Annotated in this window: 12 protein-coding genes; 4 read left to right on the forward strand and 8 right to left on the reverse strand. The window is 70.4% G+C overall.

What is annotated here, in order from left to right:
* Positions 1 to 96 precede the first annotated feature (96 nt).
* Positions 97 to 1,845 carry an ABC transporter ATP-binding protein gene (locus tag CFN78_RS20220; protein WP_094864417.1) on the reverse strand — a complete coding sequence of 583 codons (1,749 nt, stop codon included), beginning with the start codon at positions 1,843 to 1,845 and terminating at the stop codon, positions 97 to 99.
* A complete protein-coding gene (locus tag CFN78_RS20225; RefSeq protein WP_240519582.1) occupies positions 1,842 to 3,461 on the reverse strand; it encodes an ABC transporter transmembrane domain-containing protein in 1,620 nt (539 codons plus the stop codon). The genes CFN78_RS20220 and CFN78_RS20225 overlap by 4 nt, the downstream gene beginning before the upstream one ends.
* Positions 3,462 to 3,753: 292 nt before the next feature.
* Between CFN78_RS20225 and purL the strand changes: the two genes are divergently transcribed.
* The 3 genes from purL to CFN78_RS20240 all read left to right on the forward strand — a co-directional run bounded on the left by purL (position 3,754) and on the right by CFN78_RS20240 (position 8,295).
* The gene (gene purL, locus CFN78_RS20230) at positions 3,754 to 6,045 is read left to right on the forward strand and encodes a phosphoribosylformylglycinamidine synthase subunit PurL (protein WP_094864419.1); all 2,292 of its coding nucleotides are present in this window, start codon (positions 3,754 to 3,756) and stop codon (positions 6,043 to 6,045) included.
* A gap of 10 nt (positions 6,046 to 6,055) precedes the next feature.
* The gene (locus CFN78_RS20235) at positions 6,056 to 6,550 is read left to right on the forward strand and encodes a GNAT family N-acetyltransferase (RefSeq protein ID WP_094864420.1); all 495 of its coding nucleotides are present in this window, start codon (positions 6,056 to 6,058) and stop codon (positions 6,548 to 6,550) included.
* Positions 6,551 to 6,879: 329 nt separating this feature from the next.
* Positions 6,880 to 8,295, forward strand: a complete 1,416-nt coding sequence (locus tag CFN78_RS20240; protein WP_094864421.1) for an alpha/beta fold hydrolase — start codon at positions 6,880 to 6,882, stop codon at positions 8,293 to 8,295.
* Here CFN78_RS20240 and CFN78_RS20245 read toward each other — a convergent pair.
* From CFN78_RS20245 to CFN78_RS20265, 5 genes are all read right to left on the reverse strand, one after another.
* Positions 8,292 to 9,098 carry a hypothetical protein gene (locus tag CFN78_RS20245; RefSeq protein WP_133116397.1) on the reverse strand — a complete coding sequence of 269 codons (807 nt, stop codon included), beginning with the start codon at positions 9,096 to 9,098 and terminating at the stop codon, positions 8,292 to 8,294. The two genes, CFN78_RS20240 and CFN78_RS20245, sit on opposite strands and share 4 nt — an antisense overlap.
* Before the next feature lie 216 nt (positions 9,099 to 9,314).
* A complete protein-coding gene (locus tag CFN78_RS29570; RefSeq protein ID WP_205660589.1) occupies positions 9,315 to 10,454 on the reverse strand; it encodes a hypothetical protein in 1,140 nt (379 codons plus the stop codon).
* A 241-nt stretch (positions 10,455 to 10,695) separates the two neighbouring features.
* Positions 10,696 to 11,598, reverse strand: coding sequence for a lysozyme (locus tag CFN78_RS20255; protein ID WP_094864423.1), 903 nt, complete (start codon positions 11,596 to 11,598; stop codon positions 10,696 to 10,698).
* Between the two features lie 211 nt (positions 11,599 to 11,809).
* Positions 11,810 to 12,694, reverse strand: coding sequence for a lysozyme (locus tag CFN78_RS20260; protein ID WP_420807909.1), 885 nt, complete (start codon positions 12,692 to 12,694; stop codon positions 11,810 to 11,812).
* 115 nt (positions 12,695 to 12,809) lie between these two features.
* On the reverse strand, positions 12,810 to 13,427 hold the full coding sequence (locus CFN78_RS20265; protein WP_094864424.1) for a type VII secretion system-associated protein: 618 nt from the start codon (positions 13,425 to 13,427) through the stop codon (positions 12,810 to 12,812).
* 116 nt (positions 13,428 to 13,543) lie between these two features.
* Here CFN78_RS20265 and CFN78_RS20270 point away from each other — a divergent pair, with 116 nt between their 5' ends.
* Positions 13,544 to 13,924 (forward strand): sterol carrier family protein, encoded by a 381-nt coding sequence (locus CFN78_RS20270; protein WP_165777632.1) that lies wholly within the window; start codon positions 13,544 to 13,546, stop codon positions 13,922 to 13,924.
* A 10-nt stretch (positions 13,925 to 13,934) separates the two neighbouring features.
* On the opposite strand, the gene CFN78_RS20275 is transcribed toward CFN78_RS20270, so the two are convergent.
* Positions 13,935 to 14,768 carry an SAM-dependent methyltransferase gene (locus CFN78_RS20275; RefSeq protein ID WP_094864425.1) on the reverse strand — a complete coding sequence of 278 codons (834 nt, stop codon included), beginning with the start codon at positions 14,766 to 14,768 and terminating at the stop codon, positions 13,935 to 13,937.
* Positions 14,769 to 14,983 lie beyond the last annotated feature (215 nt).

The following is a 14,983-nucleotide window of genomic DNA, read 5'->3' on the forward strand; positions in this document are numbered from 1 at the left end:
ACCAATCTAACGAGCGGCGGAAAACCGGCAACGAACCTTGGTGTCGTATCGTGCATTTCGCATCGGACGAAAGTGTGCGGTCCGGACATACGAAAGTCACTGGCGTGCGGTGGCCGCGGTGACCAGGCGCGCGTACGGCCCGTCCGCCGCGAGCAGTTCCGCGTGGCTGCCGAGTTCGGTGATCCGCCCGCCCTCCATCACGGCCACCCGGTCCGCCGCGGCGGCCGTGTGCAGTCGGTGCGCGATGGCGATCACGGTGCGTCCGTCGAGTACCCGGGCCAGCGTGCGCTCCAGGTCCCGTGCCGACCCGGTGTCCAGCAGGGACGTCGCCTCGTCCAGTACCAGCGTGTGCGGATCCGCCAGCACCACCCTGGCCAGGGCGAGCTGCTGCGCCATCGCGGGAGCCACCGCGACCGCACCCGAGCCGAGCACGGTGCCCAGCCCGTCCGGCAGGCCCTCGGCCCAGGAACGCGCCTCGACGGCGTCCAGCGCGGCGAGCAGTTCCGCGTCCGTCCAGTCACCACCGCCACGGCGGACCGGCAACGTCAGGTTGTCGCGCAGCGACCCGGTGAAGACGTGCTGCTCCTGGGTCAGCAACAGCACCTCGCCGCGCAGTAGGTCCTCCGGCAGCTCCGACACGGCCGCCCCGCCGATCGTCACCGAACCCGACGAGGGCGCGGCGATCCCGGCGAGCAGTCTGCCGAACGTCGACTTCCCCGCTCCGGACGGACCGACGATCGCCAGTCGCTGCCCTGCCGGTACCCGCAGGTCGACGCCGTGCAGCACCTCCCGGTCCGCGGTGTACCCGTAACGGACGCCCGTGGCCACGATCTCCCGGCCGTCCGGAGTGGACGCCGGCTGCCTGCCGGCCGCCGGAGCCCGCACGCCGAGAATCCGCCGGACGGCGATCATCGAGACCTGCAGATCCTCGATCCACCACAGCATCTCGTTCAACGGCAGCGCGAGCGCCTGCGCGTAGAGCAGCATCGTGGTGATCGTGCCCAGGTCGGTCCAGCCCTGCGTGTACGCCCAGCCGCCGAGCAGCAGCATCGTCGCCATCGGCGGGACGTAGGTCAGGTCCAGACTCGGCAGCCACCACACCTGCAGCCTGCGCAGCTCCCGTTCGCTGTGGACGGCGTCGCCGAGCCGCGCGTTGCCGGACCGGATCCGCCGCCTGGTCAGGTTCAGCGCCTCCGCCGTCCGGGCGCCCTCGACGGTCTCGTGCAGTTCCGCCTGGACGTCCGCCCAGCGCGACAGCATCCGCGTCACCACGGTTCCCGCCCGCCGCTGGTACCAGACGTTCGCCCCGATCAGGATCGGCAGCGAGGTGAGCATGCACAACGCCAGCAGCGGTGAGGTCGCCACCATGGCGACCACGATGAACACGGAGCTGATGACGCCGACGGTGATGTCCGGCGCGGCGTTGCGCACGGCGTGGTCGATCCGGTTCACGTCGGTGGTGGCGCGGCTGAGCAGGTCACCGGTGCCCGCCGCCTCGACGGTGCCCAGCGGCAGTGCCAGCGCCTGCCCGACGAACTCCTCGCGGGTGTCGGCCAGCACCTGCTCGCCGAGCAGTCGCGCCCGATACCGTGCGGCCCGCTTCAGCGTCGCCTGCACGGCGAGCGCCCCCAGGAACACCACGGCCAGCAGGTCGATCCGGGCGGCCTGGGTTCCGGCGACGACGGAATCCACCAGTACGCCGAGGATCTGCGGCCCGGCCAGCCCCGCCAGGGCGGACGCGCCGAACAGCACGAGCACCACCACGAAGCGCGGCCGGTGGGTCCGCCACAGGTGGCGAGCCCACTCGCGGGCGTCCCGGTTGGTGGCCAGCGGCAGCCGGATCATGGCGTGACCTCCCGCCGGACGACCACGTCGTCCGCCTGCGACGTCCACAATGGACTCTGGCTGAACACGACCGTCGTGCGGCCCCGGCGGAGTTCGGCGACCCGTTCGATGATCCGCGCCTCGGTGTGCGCGTCGACCGCGGACGTCGGCTCGTCGAGTACCAGCACGTCCGCGTCGGTGGCCAGCGCTCGGGCCAGGCTGAGCCGTTGCCGCTGCCCGCCGGAGACCTCACGCCCCCGCTCGCCGATCAGTTCGCCGACGCCGTCCGGCAGCGCGTCCACGATGTCGCCGGCGTCCGCGGCGTCGAGTGCCGCCGCGACCGTTACCCCGCTCACCCGGTCCGGGGCCACCTGCTCGCCCAGGATGCCGGAGAACCACAGGTCCTGGTTGTGCGCGTGCACCACGCGGCTGCGCAGTTCCTTCAGCCGCACGCGATCCGCGCGCACCCCGCCCACCAGCACGTGCTCACCCGCGTCCGGCTCGGCGAAGCGGGTCAGCCGATCGGCCAGCACCTCGGCGTCCGGACCCGCGTCGATCACGGTCAGCTTGCCGGCGACCGCGGTGATGCCGGTGGCGGAGTCGTGCAGGTCCAGCGGCCCGGGCGGCAGGTCGACCGGGCGGTCCGGTTCGGGCAGCGCGGGGCGCAGCGCCAGCACCGCGCACGGCTTCCGGGCGGCGACCAGTCCGGAGCTGATCGCGTTCGCCGCCTCGATGGCCGTGCCCACCGGCACCACCAGGAACGCCGACGCCCCGTAGAACGCGACCAGGTCCCCGACGCCGATCGCGCCGTCGAGCGCCAGCCGTGCCCCCAGCCAGGTGATCGCGATCGTCACCAGTCCGGGCAGCGCCACCTCCGCTGCGGCCAGCCAGGCCTCGCTGCGGCCGACCTCGCCGCCCGCCACGCGGACCCGCTGGCTGGCCGTGCGGAAACGGCCGAGGAAGCGCCGCTCGCCACCGATGCCGCGAAGCACCCGCAGGCCGGACACGATGTCGGCGCCCAGCGAGGTCACGTCGGTGAGCTGTTCGCGCTGCGCCGCCTTCCGGCGTTGCAGCGGGGCGAGCAGCGGGCCGACCCCCAGCACGGCCAGCGGCACCCCGAGCAGCGCGACCAGGCCCAGTAGCGGGGAGGTGGTCAGCAGCACGACGCCGACGCCGAGGAACACCAGCACCGAGCCGAACGCGCGGCCGAGTACTTCCAGCGCGTTGCCGATGTGGTTGACGTCGGCGCCGCTGATCGCCACCACGTCGCCGGTCGACGCCGCCCCCCGCAGCGTCGCCCCGAGACCGGCAGCGTGCTCGGCCACCGCCCGCTGGGTGCCCGTCGCGCCGTGGATCCACAGCGTGTGGGCGGAGAAGCTCAACCCGCCACCGGCCCCGGCCTGCACCAGGCCGAGCAGTAGTACCAGCAGGACGGCAAGCCGGATTCCAGCCGAGTCGCCGTCCGCGATCGCCTGCACACCCTTACCGGCGACGATCGGCAGCGCCGCGCCGGGCAGCGACCAGAGTGCGCCGAACACCGCCGCGGACACCACCACCCACGGCCGGGCGCGCAGCAGCGCCGTCAGGTATCGCAGGGGGGTGAGCCGCGCGGGCGGGCGGAACGTCGGAGCGGTCACGGTCACCGTCCGACGGTAGGCGCGCCCACCTCCGCCCGGCGACCGATTTTCCGCCCCCGCCCCTTGCCTCCCCGGTGCCCCTCCAGCTCCGTACTCCTCCCTGGGAGCGCAATATGTCGACGTATTGCGGCCGGGCGGAGCGCAATATGTCGACGTATTGCGATGCCTTGTGCACGATGCTTCGCAATACGTCGACATATTGCGGGGGCTCGTGGGGGGCTGGCGGACGTGGTACCGGTGGGCGGGGTGGCGGGTTGCGTGGCGCCGATCGGGCCCCGGTTACCCTCTCCCTGTGGCGACTCCTGAGACGGAAACCCTGGTCATCGACACCACCGCGCACGCCGAGAGCACCCCCGAGGTGCCCCAGCCGTACGCCGAACTCGGCCTCGCCGACGACGAGTACACCCGCATCCGGGAGATCCTGGGACGCAGGCCGACCGACGCCGAGCTGGCGATGTACTCGGTGATGTGGAGCGAGCACTGCTCCTACAAGTCGTCCAAGACGCACCTGAAGTACTTCGGCGAGACCACCACCGAGGAGATGCGCTCCAAGATGCTCGCCGGGATCGGCGAGAACGCGGGTGTGGTGGACATCGGCGACGGCTGGGCCGTCACCTTCAAGGTGGAGAGCCACAACCACCCGTCCTACGTGGAGCCGTACCAGGGCGCGGCCACCGGCGTCGGCGGCATCGTCCGCGACATCCTGGCCATGGGCGCCCGCCCGCTCGCCGTGGCCGACCCGCTGCGCTTCGGCCCGGCCGACGCCCCGGACACCGCGCGGGTGCTGCCAGGGATCGTCGCCGGGGTCGCCGGTTACGGCAACTGCCTCGGCCTGCCCAACGTCGGCGGCGAGGTCGTCTTCGACGCGAGCTACGCCGGTAACCCGCTGGTCAACGCCATGTGCGTCGGCGCGATGCGGGTGGAGGACCTGCATCTCGCGCACGCCTCGGGCACCGGTAACCGGATCATCCTGTTCGGGGCGCGCACCGGTCTCGACGGAATCGGTGGCGTGTCCGTGCTCGCCAGCGACAGCTTCAACGAGAGCACCGGACGCAAAAAGCTGCCCAGCGTGCAGGTGGGTGACCCGTTCGCGGAGAAGGTGCTCATCGAGTGCTGCCTCGAACTGTTCGCCAAGCGCATCGTCGTCGGCATCCAGGACCTCGGCGGCGCCGGGCTGTCCTGCGCGACCTCCGAGCTGGCCGCCGCCGGCGATGGTGGTATGCACGTCGTGCTCGACCAGGTTCCCTTGCGTGCCAAGGGAATGACGCCCGCCGAGATCCTTTCCAGCGAGTCGCAGGAACGGATGTGCGCCGTGGTCGCACCATCCGATGTGGACGCTTTCATGGAGGTCTGCGCGAAGTGGGACGTCACCGCGACCGACATCGGTGAGGTGACCGACGGGGAGAACCTGGTGATCACCTGGCACGGCGAGACCGTCGTGGACGTGCCGCCGCGCACCGTCGCGCACCAGGGGCCGGTGTACGAGCGCCCGTTCGCCCGGCCGTCCGGACAGGACGCCCTGCAGGCCGAGGTGCCGGACGCGCTGGAACGTCCGTCCACTCCGGACCAGCTCCGGGAGACGGTGTTGCGCCTCATCTCCTCGCCGAACCTGTGCTCGAAGGAATGGGTCACCAGCCAGTACGACCGGTACGTGCGCGGCAACACCGTGCTCGCACAGCCGTCCGACTCCGGTGTGGTGCGCATCGACGAGAAGACCGGCCGCGGCGTCGCCGTCTCGACGGACTGCAACAGCAAGTTCGTCCACCTCGACCCGTACGCCGGCACGCAGCTCGCGCTGGCCGAGGCGTACCGCAACGTGGCCACCAGCGGGGCGAGCCCGCTGGCCGTCACCAACTGCCTGAACTTCGGCGCCCCCACCGATCCCGGGGTGATGTGGCAGTTCGAGCGCGCGGTGCACGGCCTCGCCGACGGTTGCGCCCAGCTCGGCATTCCGGTCACCGGCGGCAACGTCAGCTTCTTCAACCAGACGGGCAGCACCGCGATCCTGCCCACCCCGGTGGTCGGTGTGCTCGGTGTGATCGACGACGTCCGCCGCCGCATTCCCACCGGAATCGGCGCGGAGGCCGGGGAATCGCTGCTGCTGCTCGGGGACACGCGTGACGAGTTCGGTGGCTCCGCATGGGCCGAGGTGGTGCACGGTCACCTCGGCGGCCTGCCGCCCGACGTCGACCTCGAACGTGAGCGGCTGCTGGCCGAGATCCTGGTCGCCGCCTCGCGGGACGGTCTCGTCTCCGCCGCCCACGACCTCTCCGACGGCGGGCTCGCGCAGACGCTCGTCGAGACCGTCCTGATCGGACAGTGCGGTGCCCGCGTCGTCCTCGCCGACGACCAGGATCCGTTCGTGCAGCTCTTCGCCGAGTCGGCGGGACGGGTGCTGGTCGCCGTCCCGCGCACCGAGGAACTGCGGTTCACCGAGATGTGCGACGCTCGCGGCATGCCGTGGCGCAAGACCGGCGTCGTCGATCCGGACTCCGGGGCGCTGGAGATCCAGGACGTCGCGACCTTCGGCCTCGACGAGCTGCGCGCCTCGTGGGAAGGGACCCTGCCCGCGCTCTTCGGCTGACCGGAAACCCATGGGCGACAAGGGTTTCCGGATCAGAACGACCACGGCCGAGGACGCCGGTTTCCTGCGGGAGATGCTGCTCGCCGCCGCCACCTGGCGTCCCGGCGAGGAGGCCACCGGGACGGACGTGCTCGCCGATCCCGCCGTCGCGCACTACGTCGACGGCTGGCCGCGTACGGGTGACCGTGGCGTCGTGGCGGTGGCAGGCGAACCGGTCGGCGCGGCGTGGCTGCGCTACCTGCCCGCGGACGACCCCGGATACGGTTTCGTCGCCGCGGACGTGCCCGAGCTGTCGATGGGCGTCACCGCCGCGTGGCGCGGGCGCGGCGTCGGCCGGGCGCTGCTGCGCGCCCTGCTGGAGGACGCGCACGCGGCGGGGGTGGCCACCGTGTCGCTGAGCGTGGAGCGGGACAACCACGCCGTGCACCTCTACCGAGGCGAGGGTTTCACGGTGGTGGCGAAGGAACCCGGCGCGTACACCATGATCCGCACGCTGACCGGTTAGGGCGGGTCCGGCAATTTTCGGTCGACGGGATTACCGCGACCACGGAATTGCCGGACCCGACCCAGGGCCTAGTACTGCAACGGCACTCGTGGGGCGGCTAGTGGATCAAGTCGTGGGTGATGGATGTGGTGGCGGCTGAGCTGGGTCGGGGGCGGGAACGGATTGCGGGTCGTCGCCGTGCCGGCCTCGGTGACACGCAACCCCAGCTCCTCGGCCAGGGCCGCGTACCGCTTTGTTGCGGTAGCGGCCCCCGCGATCGGCCGATCGTCGCCCTGGGGCGGCCGATCGGCCGATCAGCCCGGATCTGGTGGGCTGTCACCATGAGCCGCATGTCGATCAAGAAACTCGCCGGGCCGGTACTTGTCGGCCTGCTGCTCGTACCGCTGTTGCCGGTAACAGCAACGGCTGCGGAGGGCCTGTCCTGGCAGCCGTGTCGAACCGTCGCGGGTGGCTGGCCCGCTGAGGACCAGCGCACCGAATGCGCCACGATTACGGTGCCAATTGATTACGCGCAACCGGACGGGCGCACGTTCGAGTTGGCGGTGAGCCGGATCAAGGCCACCGGCAGCCGGGACGGGGTTATCCTGGTCAACCCGGGCGGTCCCGGCGCTTCCGGCATGAGCATGCCGCGGGATCTGCTGGCCACGAAGGCCGCGGGACTCGGTGTGCACCACGACATCATCGGCTTCGCCCCGCGCGGAGTCGGCTACAGCGCCGGGCTGGCCTGCCCGCAGGACAGCCCCGCACCGGATCCTTCGTTGTCCGACAAGGAAGAAGCCCGCTTGCAGTCCGAACGCGACGCCCGGCACTACCAGGACTGCGTGGCGCGGGACCCGGAGTTCACGGCGAATTTGACCACCGCGAACGTCGCCCGCGACATGGACCGGATCCGGCAGTCGCTCGGCGAGGAAAAGATCGGCTACTACGGGATTTCCTGGGGCACCGCGCTGGGCGCCGAATACCGCACGCTGTTCGACGACCACGTCGCCGCGATGCTGCTCGACTCGGTCATGGGGTCCACCTTCGACCTCACCGCGGTCGACCACGATCAGATGACGGCGCTGGAGAACTCGTTCCATGACTTCGCCGGCTGGTTGGCAGACAACGACCGCGTCTACCACTTCGGCGCCACGAAGGAGGCGGTCACCAAGGCCCTGCTGGACCTGCGGGAGCAGGCGTCCGACCGGAGCACGGTCGAAGGCCTGCTCCTCGGAGCCCGCGGCGAATGGCCGGAGTCGGCCCAGCAGCTGGTGCAGCTCCGCTCCGGCGGCGAGGTGCCCGGCGCGGCCGTGCCCGCCCGCATCGGCTTCGACTGGAACGATCCGAACCCGACGTTCAACCCGGACCAGGAGAACGCGTTGATCTGCAACGAATCGAGCGGCACCCGCGACTTCGAAACGCACTGGCGCAACCACCTCGCGCTGTCCGCCGAACTCCCGGTCGCCGGCAGCCACGGCTCCCACGACGGCCGTTGCGCCGGCTGGCCACGGCCCGCCACCACGTGGGACTTCAAGCCGGGCAAGAGCCCACTGCAGCTCGTCGGTCACGCCTACGAGTCGGTCACGCCGCTACCCTGGGCCCACGACATGCGCGCCCGCATTGGCGGCTCGCTCCTCACTGTCGAGGACGACGTGCACGGTTCACTGGCAAACCTGCCGTGCGCCTCGAAAGCGGTCGAGTTCTTCGACACCGGCAAAACCTCCAACGCCACCTGCCCGGGTGCCCCGATCCCCCCGGCGGCCTAGGCCAGGTTCAGCGCGGCCACGCAGCCGTCCTGGACCTCGACCGACCCGCTCACCGGGCCACCGTCGAGCTGCCCGCCGATCTCCGCGCCGGTGCCCGTGTCCGCGCCCACGGTCAGGGCGGGCGCCCCGGCCGTGATCTTGCCGACGGCGGTGGAGAGCTGCTGACCTGCGAAGCCACAGGCGATGGCCTCGGCGGCCGGGCCGTCCTTGGCGTTGAGCGCGTCGACGAAGCGCTGGGCGACGGCCAGCGGGCTGTTCTGGGCGGGATCGGCGGACGGTGACGCAGACGAGGGAGCGGACGATCGGGGCCCGCTGGTGAACAGCGAGAAGTCCTGCCAGCACCACGAGCCGCCGGAGTTCAGCAGCCGTCCCCGCATACTCGACGGCACACCGTCCACCTGGCCGCGAAGGCTCACCACCGCCTCCATGGCCGAGCCCTCGCGGACGCTGTCGACGCTGAGATCCCGCACCCGGTCCGCACCGGTGATCGCGCGGTCCACGTCCGGTTCGGCGGTCGGGCACTTCAGCTCGTCGAGAGCGACGGCGTCCCGTGAGTTCAGGCCGCCGACGAGCCGGTCGGCGACGGCGCGCGGATCGCCCGGCTCGTCCTCGCCGAGTAGGAAACCCGGCGCAAGGAACCCGGTCACCGCCAGCACCGCCAGTGCCACCACCGCGGCTGTCAGCCCCGCCCACAAGCCGGGACGGCGACGCGGCGGCCGCGGCGGCGCGGGAGTCGGAGCGGCCGGTGGCGGCTCCGGGGCCGAGGCGTCGGTGAACATGCCACGACCAGGGGGTTCGGTCATTCCGGGGTGCCTCTCGCCGGTCGCGGCGTCAGATCCGTGGACGCGCGTGGTGGAGACCCGGCGTCAGGTCCGGCCTCCGCGTGCGGCGTAACCGTAATCCACCCGCCCGGGCCCCGGATAGTTCTGTGCCGGGCAGCTCACACCGCGAACGGCGGCGGCCCGGAATCCCGGGTCGCCGCCGTTCGCGGTGTGGTGTCGCTGGTGGAGCGCTTCGGCTCAGAAACCGATCACGAAGATGTTGAACACGCACGGCGGGTTCTCGTCGGCCATGACCGAGATGAAACCGCTGGCTTCCTTGCCGTCGATGGTGCCGCTGATGTCCACGAAGTCACTCGCATCGACCGTGTCGGCGGCGGCCAGTGCGGGCGCGGAGGCACTGGTCACCTTCTCGATGGCGTCCCGGGCGTCCATCGCGTTCTCGCACATCATCGCCTCGACGCCGGCCTTGTCCTTGGCGTTGAGCTTCGCGACGACGTCCTGGGCCAGCGCGATCGACGCCGGGTTGCCCTCGCTGGGGCCGTTGCCGGACGAGGAACTCGACGGCTTGCTGCTGCTCTCCTCGGAGGACTTGGAGGTCCGCGAGGGACGCTCCGCCGAGGGCTTGTCCTGCTTGCCACCGGCGGAGCCCGCGTTGGTCATGTTCTTCCAGCACCACTTCTCGCCCTGCTTGGCGAGCGTGCCCTTGACCTGGCCGTTGTCCTTCTTGGTGACCACGTCGACGAGGGCGGTGTACTCGGTCTCCGAGACCTTGGTACCGGCGCCGGCGAGCTTCGCCGACTCCACCGCGTCGATGTCGTCGATGGCGCTCTGCACGCGACGCTCGGCGTCCGGGCACTTCAGCGCGTTGAGCGCGTTCTTGTCCTTGGCGTTGAGCGCGGAGACGAGGCTGTTGGTCGTGTCCTCCGGCGAGGCGCCCGCCTCCTTGTCGCCACCGTCGTCACCGAGCAGGAAGCCCGGGGCGAGGAAACCGGTGATCAGGAACGCGATCACCACGACCGCGCCACCGGAGAGCCCGATCCACAGACCGGTCTTCTTCTTTTTCGGCGGCGGGGGGCCACCGAAGCCGCCGCCGTACTGGTTGGGGTCCTGGTAGCCCTGCTGCGGGTAGGCACCCGTCTGCGGGTACTGCTGCTGGTAGCCGCCGTCCTGGCCGGGATAACCCTGCTGGGGGTAACCACCCTGCTGGTAACCGCCGTCCTGGGGATAGCCGCCTTGCTGGGGGTAATTGCCTTGCTGCGGGTAACCGCCGCCCTGCTGGGGAAAGCCGCCGGACTGCGGGTAACCGCCGCCCTGACCCTGGCCGTAGGGGTCGGGCTGCTGCCCGTAAGGCTGCCCCGGCTGTGGTGGGTACGTCATGCCAAAGCCTTCCGTGGATCACTGCGCCCACGCTGGTGCGCTCGGTGGTGCGACGTGGCGACTGAGGCAGTGGTTCCCCCTGGCCGGAGTCACGGCGCTTGTGCCACCGCATTGTGCCCCCGATCGTCTTGTTCCGAGGGGCAGGGGTGGCGGCCGTTATCAGGGGGTGACCAGCGCGGACGGCGAAGGGCTCCCGCCCGGCGGTGCCGGAGGGGAGCCCTTCGTCGTGCGGGTCGGTATCTCAGCCGTTGGCGAGTGCCTGCAGCCGATCGAACGCGCCGTTGAACGAGTTCTGGTCGATGGGGCTGGAGCTGTACTGCCAGATCGTGTGGAAACCCCAGCCGTTCGGCAGCGCGCCGACCGAACCGGAGTAGCGGGCGATCCACAGCGGGACGGTGGCACCGAAGTTGTGCCCGCCGACGCACTGGTTCCACCAGCTCGTCGACGTGTAGATGGTCGGCCAGCGCCCGGTGCGGGCCTGGTAGGTGTCGTGGAAGTCCTTGATCCAGTTGGCCATCGCGGTGGGGCTCAGGCCGTAGCAGGTCGCGCCGTACGGGTTGTACTCCATGTCCAGCGCCCCGGGCAGGGTCTTCCCGTCGCGGGACCAGCCGCCGCCACCGTCGACGAAGTAGTTCGCCTGGGCGGCTCCGCTGGAACGGTCCGGCAGCGCGAAGTGGTACGCGCCGCGGATCATGCCGACGTTGTAGGAACCGTTGTACTGCTGGGTGAAGTACGGGTTCTTGTAGCCGGTGCCCTCGGTCGCCTTGACGTAGACGAACTTCTTGCCCTGGCCCCAGTATGCGTTCCAGTCGACGTTGCCCTGGTGGCCGCTGACGTCGATGCCGGGGACGGTGGCCAGCGCCTGCGCCCCGTCGGAGTTCAGGCCCTGCGGGGTCAGTGCGCTCGCCTGCGTCTGCGGGCTGGACGCGTCGCCCTCGGCGATCCGGATCTGCGAGCCCAGCTCGTGATCGTTGGCCTGGACGTACTCGGCGACGGGAACGCCGTCGACGTAGGCGGGAGCGGCCTCTGTGGCTGCCGGTGCCGCCGATGCGGGGATGGTCGTCGTGCCGAGCAGGAGCACTCCGACCGTTGCGGTGACAGCAGCGCCAAGGGCACGCCGCCAGCTTCTTCCTGCGGTGGACATAGGGGGATCCTCCATTGATAGCCCTCGCGATGGACGGCACTGCAGGTAGCCGTCCGGGCATTGATTGTTATGGACGAATTCCCGTTTGTCACGAAATCGCGTGAAATTGATTCTGCGGGTGAGTGATTCACACGAATGGCCCTCGGTCGTGCGCGATCTTGGACGTGTTGACCTGCGACGAGTGGTTTGTTAATTAGCCACGAGTCGTGAATTATCCACGGGCGAGCGTGCCGAGTTGGTCGAATGACCCGTTGAAGTAGTTCTGGTCCCCGGGCAACGTCCCCTCCGCGGCGAACTGCCAGATCGAGTGCGTCGGCCAGCCTGCGGGCAATGGTCCGATCTCCGGGGCGTACCGCGCGAGCCAGAGCGGATTCGTCGATCCGAACGACGTACTGCCCCCGGTGCACAACTGCCACCAGCTCGTGCTCGTGTAGATCGTCGGAGCCCGGCCGGTACGCCGCTGGTAGGTGTCCGAGAAGTCCTTGATCCACGCCGTCATGGCGGCCGGATCGAGGCCGTAGCACTTGTCCTCGCTGTACGGGTTGTACTCCACGTCCAGCGCACCGGGCAGCGTGTTGCCGTCGGCCGACCAGCCACCACCGTGGTCGACGAAGTAGTCGGCCTGCGGTCCGCCGGGGCCCACGTCGGGGCGGGCGAAGTGGTAGGCCCCGCGGACCATCCCGGAGGCTCGCGCGCCGCCGTACTGCTGGTCGAAGTGCGGGTTGAGGTAGCCGGTGCCCTCGGTCGCCTTCGCGTACACGAACCGTGCGCCCATGCCGGACGCCGCCTTCCAGTCCACCGGGCCCTGGTGACCGCTGACATCGTGGCCCCAGGTCTGGCCGGCGGCGACCGAACGCGCGGAGGGGCCACCGTGCACGCCCTCCTCGGCGGCGATCCGGACTCCGGCACGGTTGCTCGCGGCCAGGCTGTAGTCGGCACCTGCACCGGTCACCACTGATCCCGGCCCGCCGGGGGCGTCGGAGGTGGCGGACGCGGCGGAGGCCGGCGTGCCGGGGACGAGGAGGGCACCCAGCGTCAGCGCGGCGAGCGCGACGCCGGTCGAGGGTCGGCGGGCGTGGTCAGGGGCAGCGTTCACCGTGGCTCCCGAAGCGTTGGCGGCCTGGTCCGGGGCAAACGATGCCTGTTCTGAACGGGATTCGCGATTTACGTCACCCGGTGGGATGACGGCGAATCGGACACCGGGGACGGTGTCAGAGGTCGCGCAGCTCTTCCTCGATCGCCCTGGCGAGCTGCTCCGGCGGGACCACCGCGGTGACCGCGTCGTGCGGGTTGATCGCGATCGGCGTGCCGCCGAGCAACGGGTACAGATCGCGGCCGAGGATCGCCCTGGCGTGCGGCCATTCCTTCGGTACCAGCGATTTCGACGTGTACGCGGGCACCAGCACCCGGCCGGAGGTGTCGTGGAAGCCGATCGCCGAGGTCTGCGACGGAGCGAGGGCGTAGATGTAGAGCGTCGCGTCGAGTACGACGCCCGGCAGGTCTTCCTTCGGCCGGTTCCGGGTACGGACGAGCTGCAGCATCCGTTCGAGCTCGTTCCCCGGTTCGGGGAAGCCGAGCGCCTTCGGCGAGGGGCGGTACCGGTCGTTCGGGTGGAAGTCCTCGACGATGTCGCCCGCGGCGTTCACCGGGTAGGCCCCTACGACCGCCCAGGGCGGAACGCGGCCGCCCGGGTCGAACGCCTCGTCGATCACGTACAGCCAGCTGTTCGGGTTGGCCCTGGCGTTGGCGCGCATCTCCGGGGTGATCGCGGGCTTCGCCGCGACGGCCGGGTCCGGGTCCAGATGATCCGCTTCGTCCCGCTGGGTCATCGCTCGCCCTCTCGTCGCCGCACGTGTGGAGGTGCCCGCGCCGGAGCGCGATCCCGTGCCGGCATTTTCCAACCGGCCTCGGGCGAAGATCTCGTCGATCACTCTACTGTTAACGAATGGCTTCTTCACGTCCGGTCGACCCGGCCGAAATGCGGGCGGCTGTGCAGGCGATTTCGGCCTGGTTGAGCGGAGACGGGCCCGATCCGGCCCGTCCGGAACTGGCCGCGGCGGTCCGGTCGAGCCTGCGGACGCTGGCCGCCGACGCGCCGGGGCGCAGCGTCGAGGTGCGGGTGCCGCCGTTCGCGGCGGTCCAGTGCGTGGAGGGCCCCCGGCACACCCGCGGAACCCCGCCGAACGTCATCGAGACCGATCCGCGCACCTGGCTGGAACTCGCCACCGGCCGTCTACTGTGGACGGACGCGGTGGAGGCCGGCCGGGTGTCCGCGTCGGGAACCCGGGCCGACCTCTCGCACTGGCTGCCGATCCTGCGTCTGTGACGTGAAGGAGTCAGAGCTTGCGGCCGATGCCGCCCGCGATGCAGTGCTGCGCCTGGTTGAGCGCCTTGATCTGCGGGCCGTCCGGCCACCAGTTCACGCACTCGGTCACGCCCGGGTCGATCATCTCCAGGTCGTGGAACAGCTCCCGGATCTCGGCCATGGTGCGGAACGACCCGGCGCCCAGCGGGCTCTCGTGCAGGATCTGCTCGGTCCGGCGAGCGACCTCGCTGTACTCGTCCTCGGGGTCGAAGAAGTGCGAGATGGTGACGAACGAGCCGGAGGGCAGCGCGTCGATGTACTTCTTCATGATCTCGGCCGGACGGTGCCGCTCGCCGGGGAAGTGGTGCAGCGTGCCGAAGTGCAGCAGCGCGACCGGCTCGGAGAAGTCGATGTGCTCGCGGACCGTCTCGTTGGCCAGGATCTCGTCCGGGTCGAAGACGTCCGCGGAGGCGAAGTGGGTCTGGTCGTTCTCCTCCAGCAGCGCCCGGCCGTGCGCCTGGACGACGGGGTCGTTGTCGATGTAGACGATCCGCGCGTCCGGGTTGATCCGCTGCACGACCTGGTGGGTGTTCTCCGTGGTCGGCATGCCGGAACCGCAGTCGAGGTACTGGTTGATGCCGGTCTGGGTGGCCAGGAACCGCACCGCGCGGATCAGGAACGCCCGGTTCTCCACCGCGAGGTCGAACACCTCCGGCATGACCTTGGCGGCCATCGCGACGAGCTGGCGGTCGACCTCGTAGTTGTCCTTGCCGCCGAGCGCGTAGTCGTAGGCGCGGGCGACGCTAGGCCTGGTGGGGTCCACACCGACGGGGGGACGCTTGTCGGTCGGCTGCGCGGAAGTCATCTGAGGCCCTCACAGTGCGATGGGTGTTGAACGTCACGGATGCCACCTAGAGTAGGCGTACGGGCCGGTCCGGTGAACGCAGGTCCCCAGGTAACCGAGAGCGATCCGGCTGTACTTGCAGTGAGCAGGTAACCGCATTGCGTGCAATCGCGATATGGTTGTCAGTCGCGTACTGATGGCGTCGTACGCCCCTGCTTCGGGGGCACGGAGTAATC

This window comes from Amycolatopsis antarctica (assembly GCF_002262875.1).
Lineage (GTDB): Bacteria > Actinomycetota > Actinomycetes > Mycobacteriales > Pseudonocardiaceae > Amycolatopsis > Amycolatopsis antarctica.

What these genes read in the sequence shown, in the direction of transcription:
- CFN78_RS20220 (WP_094864417.1), bottom strand. Translation starts at nt 1,845, where the DNA reads ATGATCCGGCTGCCGCTGGCCACCAACCGGGACGCCCGCGAGTGGGCT.
- CFN78_RS20240 (WP_094864421.1), top strand. Translation starts at nt 6,880, where the DNA reads ATGTCGATCAAGAAACTCGCCGGGCCGGTACTTGTCGGCCTGCTGCTC.
- CFN78_RS29570 (WP_205660589.1), bottom strand. Translation starts at nt 10,454, where the DNA reads ATGACGTACCCACCACAGCCGGGGCAGCCTTACGGGCAGCAGCCCGAC.
- CFN78_RS20270 (WP_165777632.1), top strand. Translation starts at nt 13,544, where the DNA reads ATGGCTTCTTCACGTCCGGTCGACCCGGCCGAAATGCGGGCGGCTGTG.
- CFN78_RS20275 (WP_094864425.1), bottom strand. Translation starts at nt 14,768, where the DNA reads ATGACTTCCGCGCAGCCGACCGACAAGCGTCCCCCCGTCGGTGTGGAC.
- CFN78_RS20265 (WP_094864424.1), bottom strand. Translation starts at nt 13,427, where the DNA reads ATGACCCAGCGGGACGAAGCGGATCATCTGGACCCGGACCCGGCCGTC.
- CFN78_RS20235 (WP_094864420.1), top strand. Translation starts at nt 6,056, where the DNA reads ATGGGCGACAAGGGTTTCCGGATCAGAACGACCACGGCCGAGGACGCC.
- CFN78_RS20245 (WP_133116397.1), bottom strand. Translation starts at nt 9,098, where the DNA reads ATGACCGAACCCCCTGGTCGTGGCATGTTCACCGACGCCTCGGCCCCG.
- CFN78_RS20255 (WP_094864423.1), bottom strand. Translation starts at nt 11,598, where the DNA reads ATGTCCACCGCAGGAAGAAGCTGGCGGCGTGCCCTTGGCGCTGCTGTC.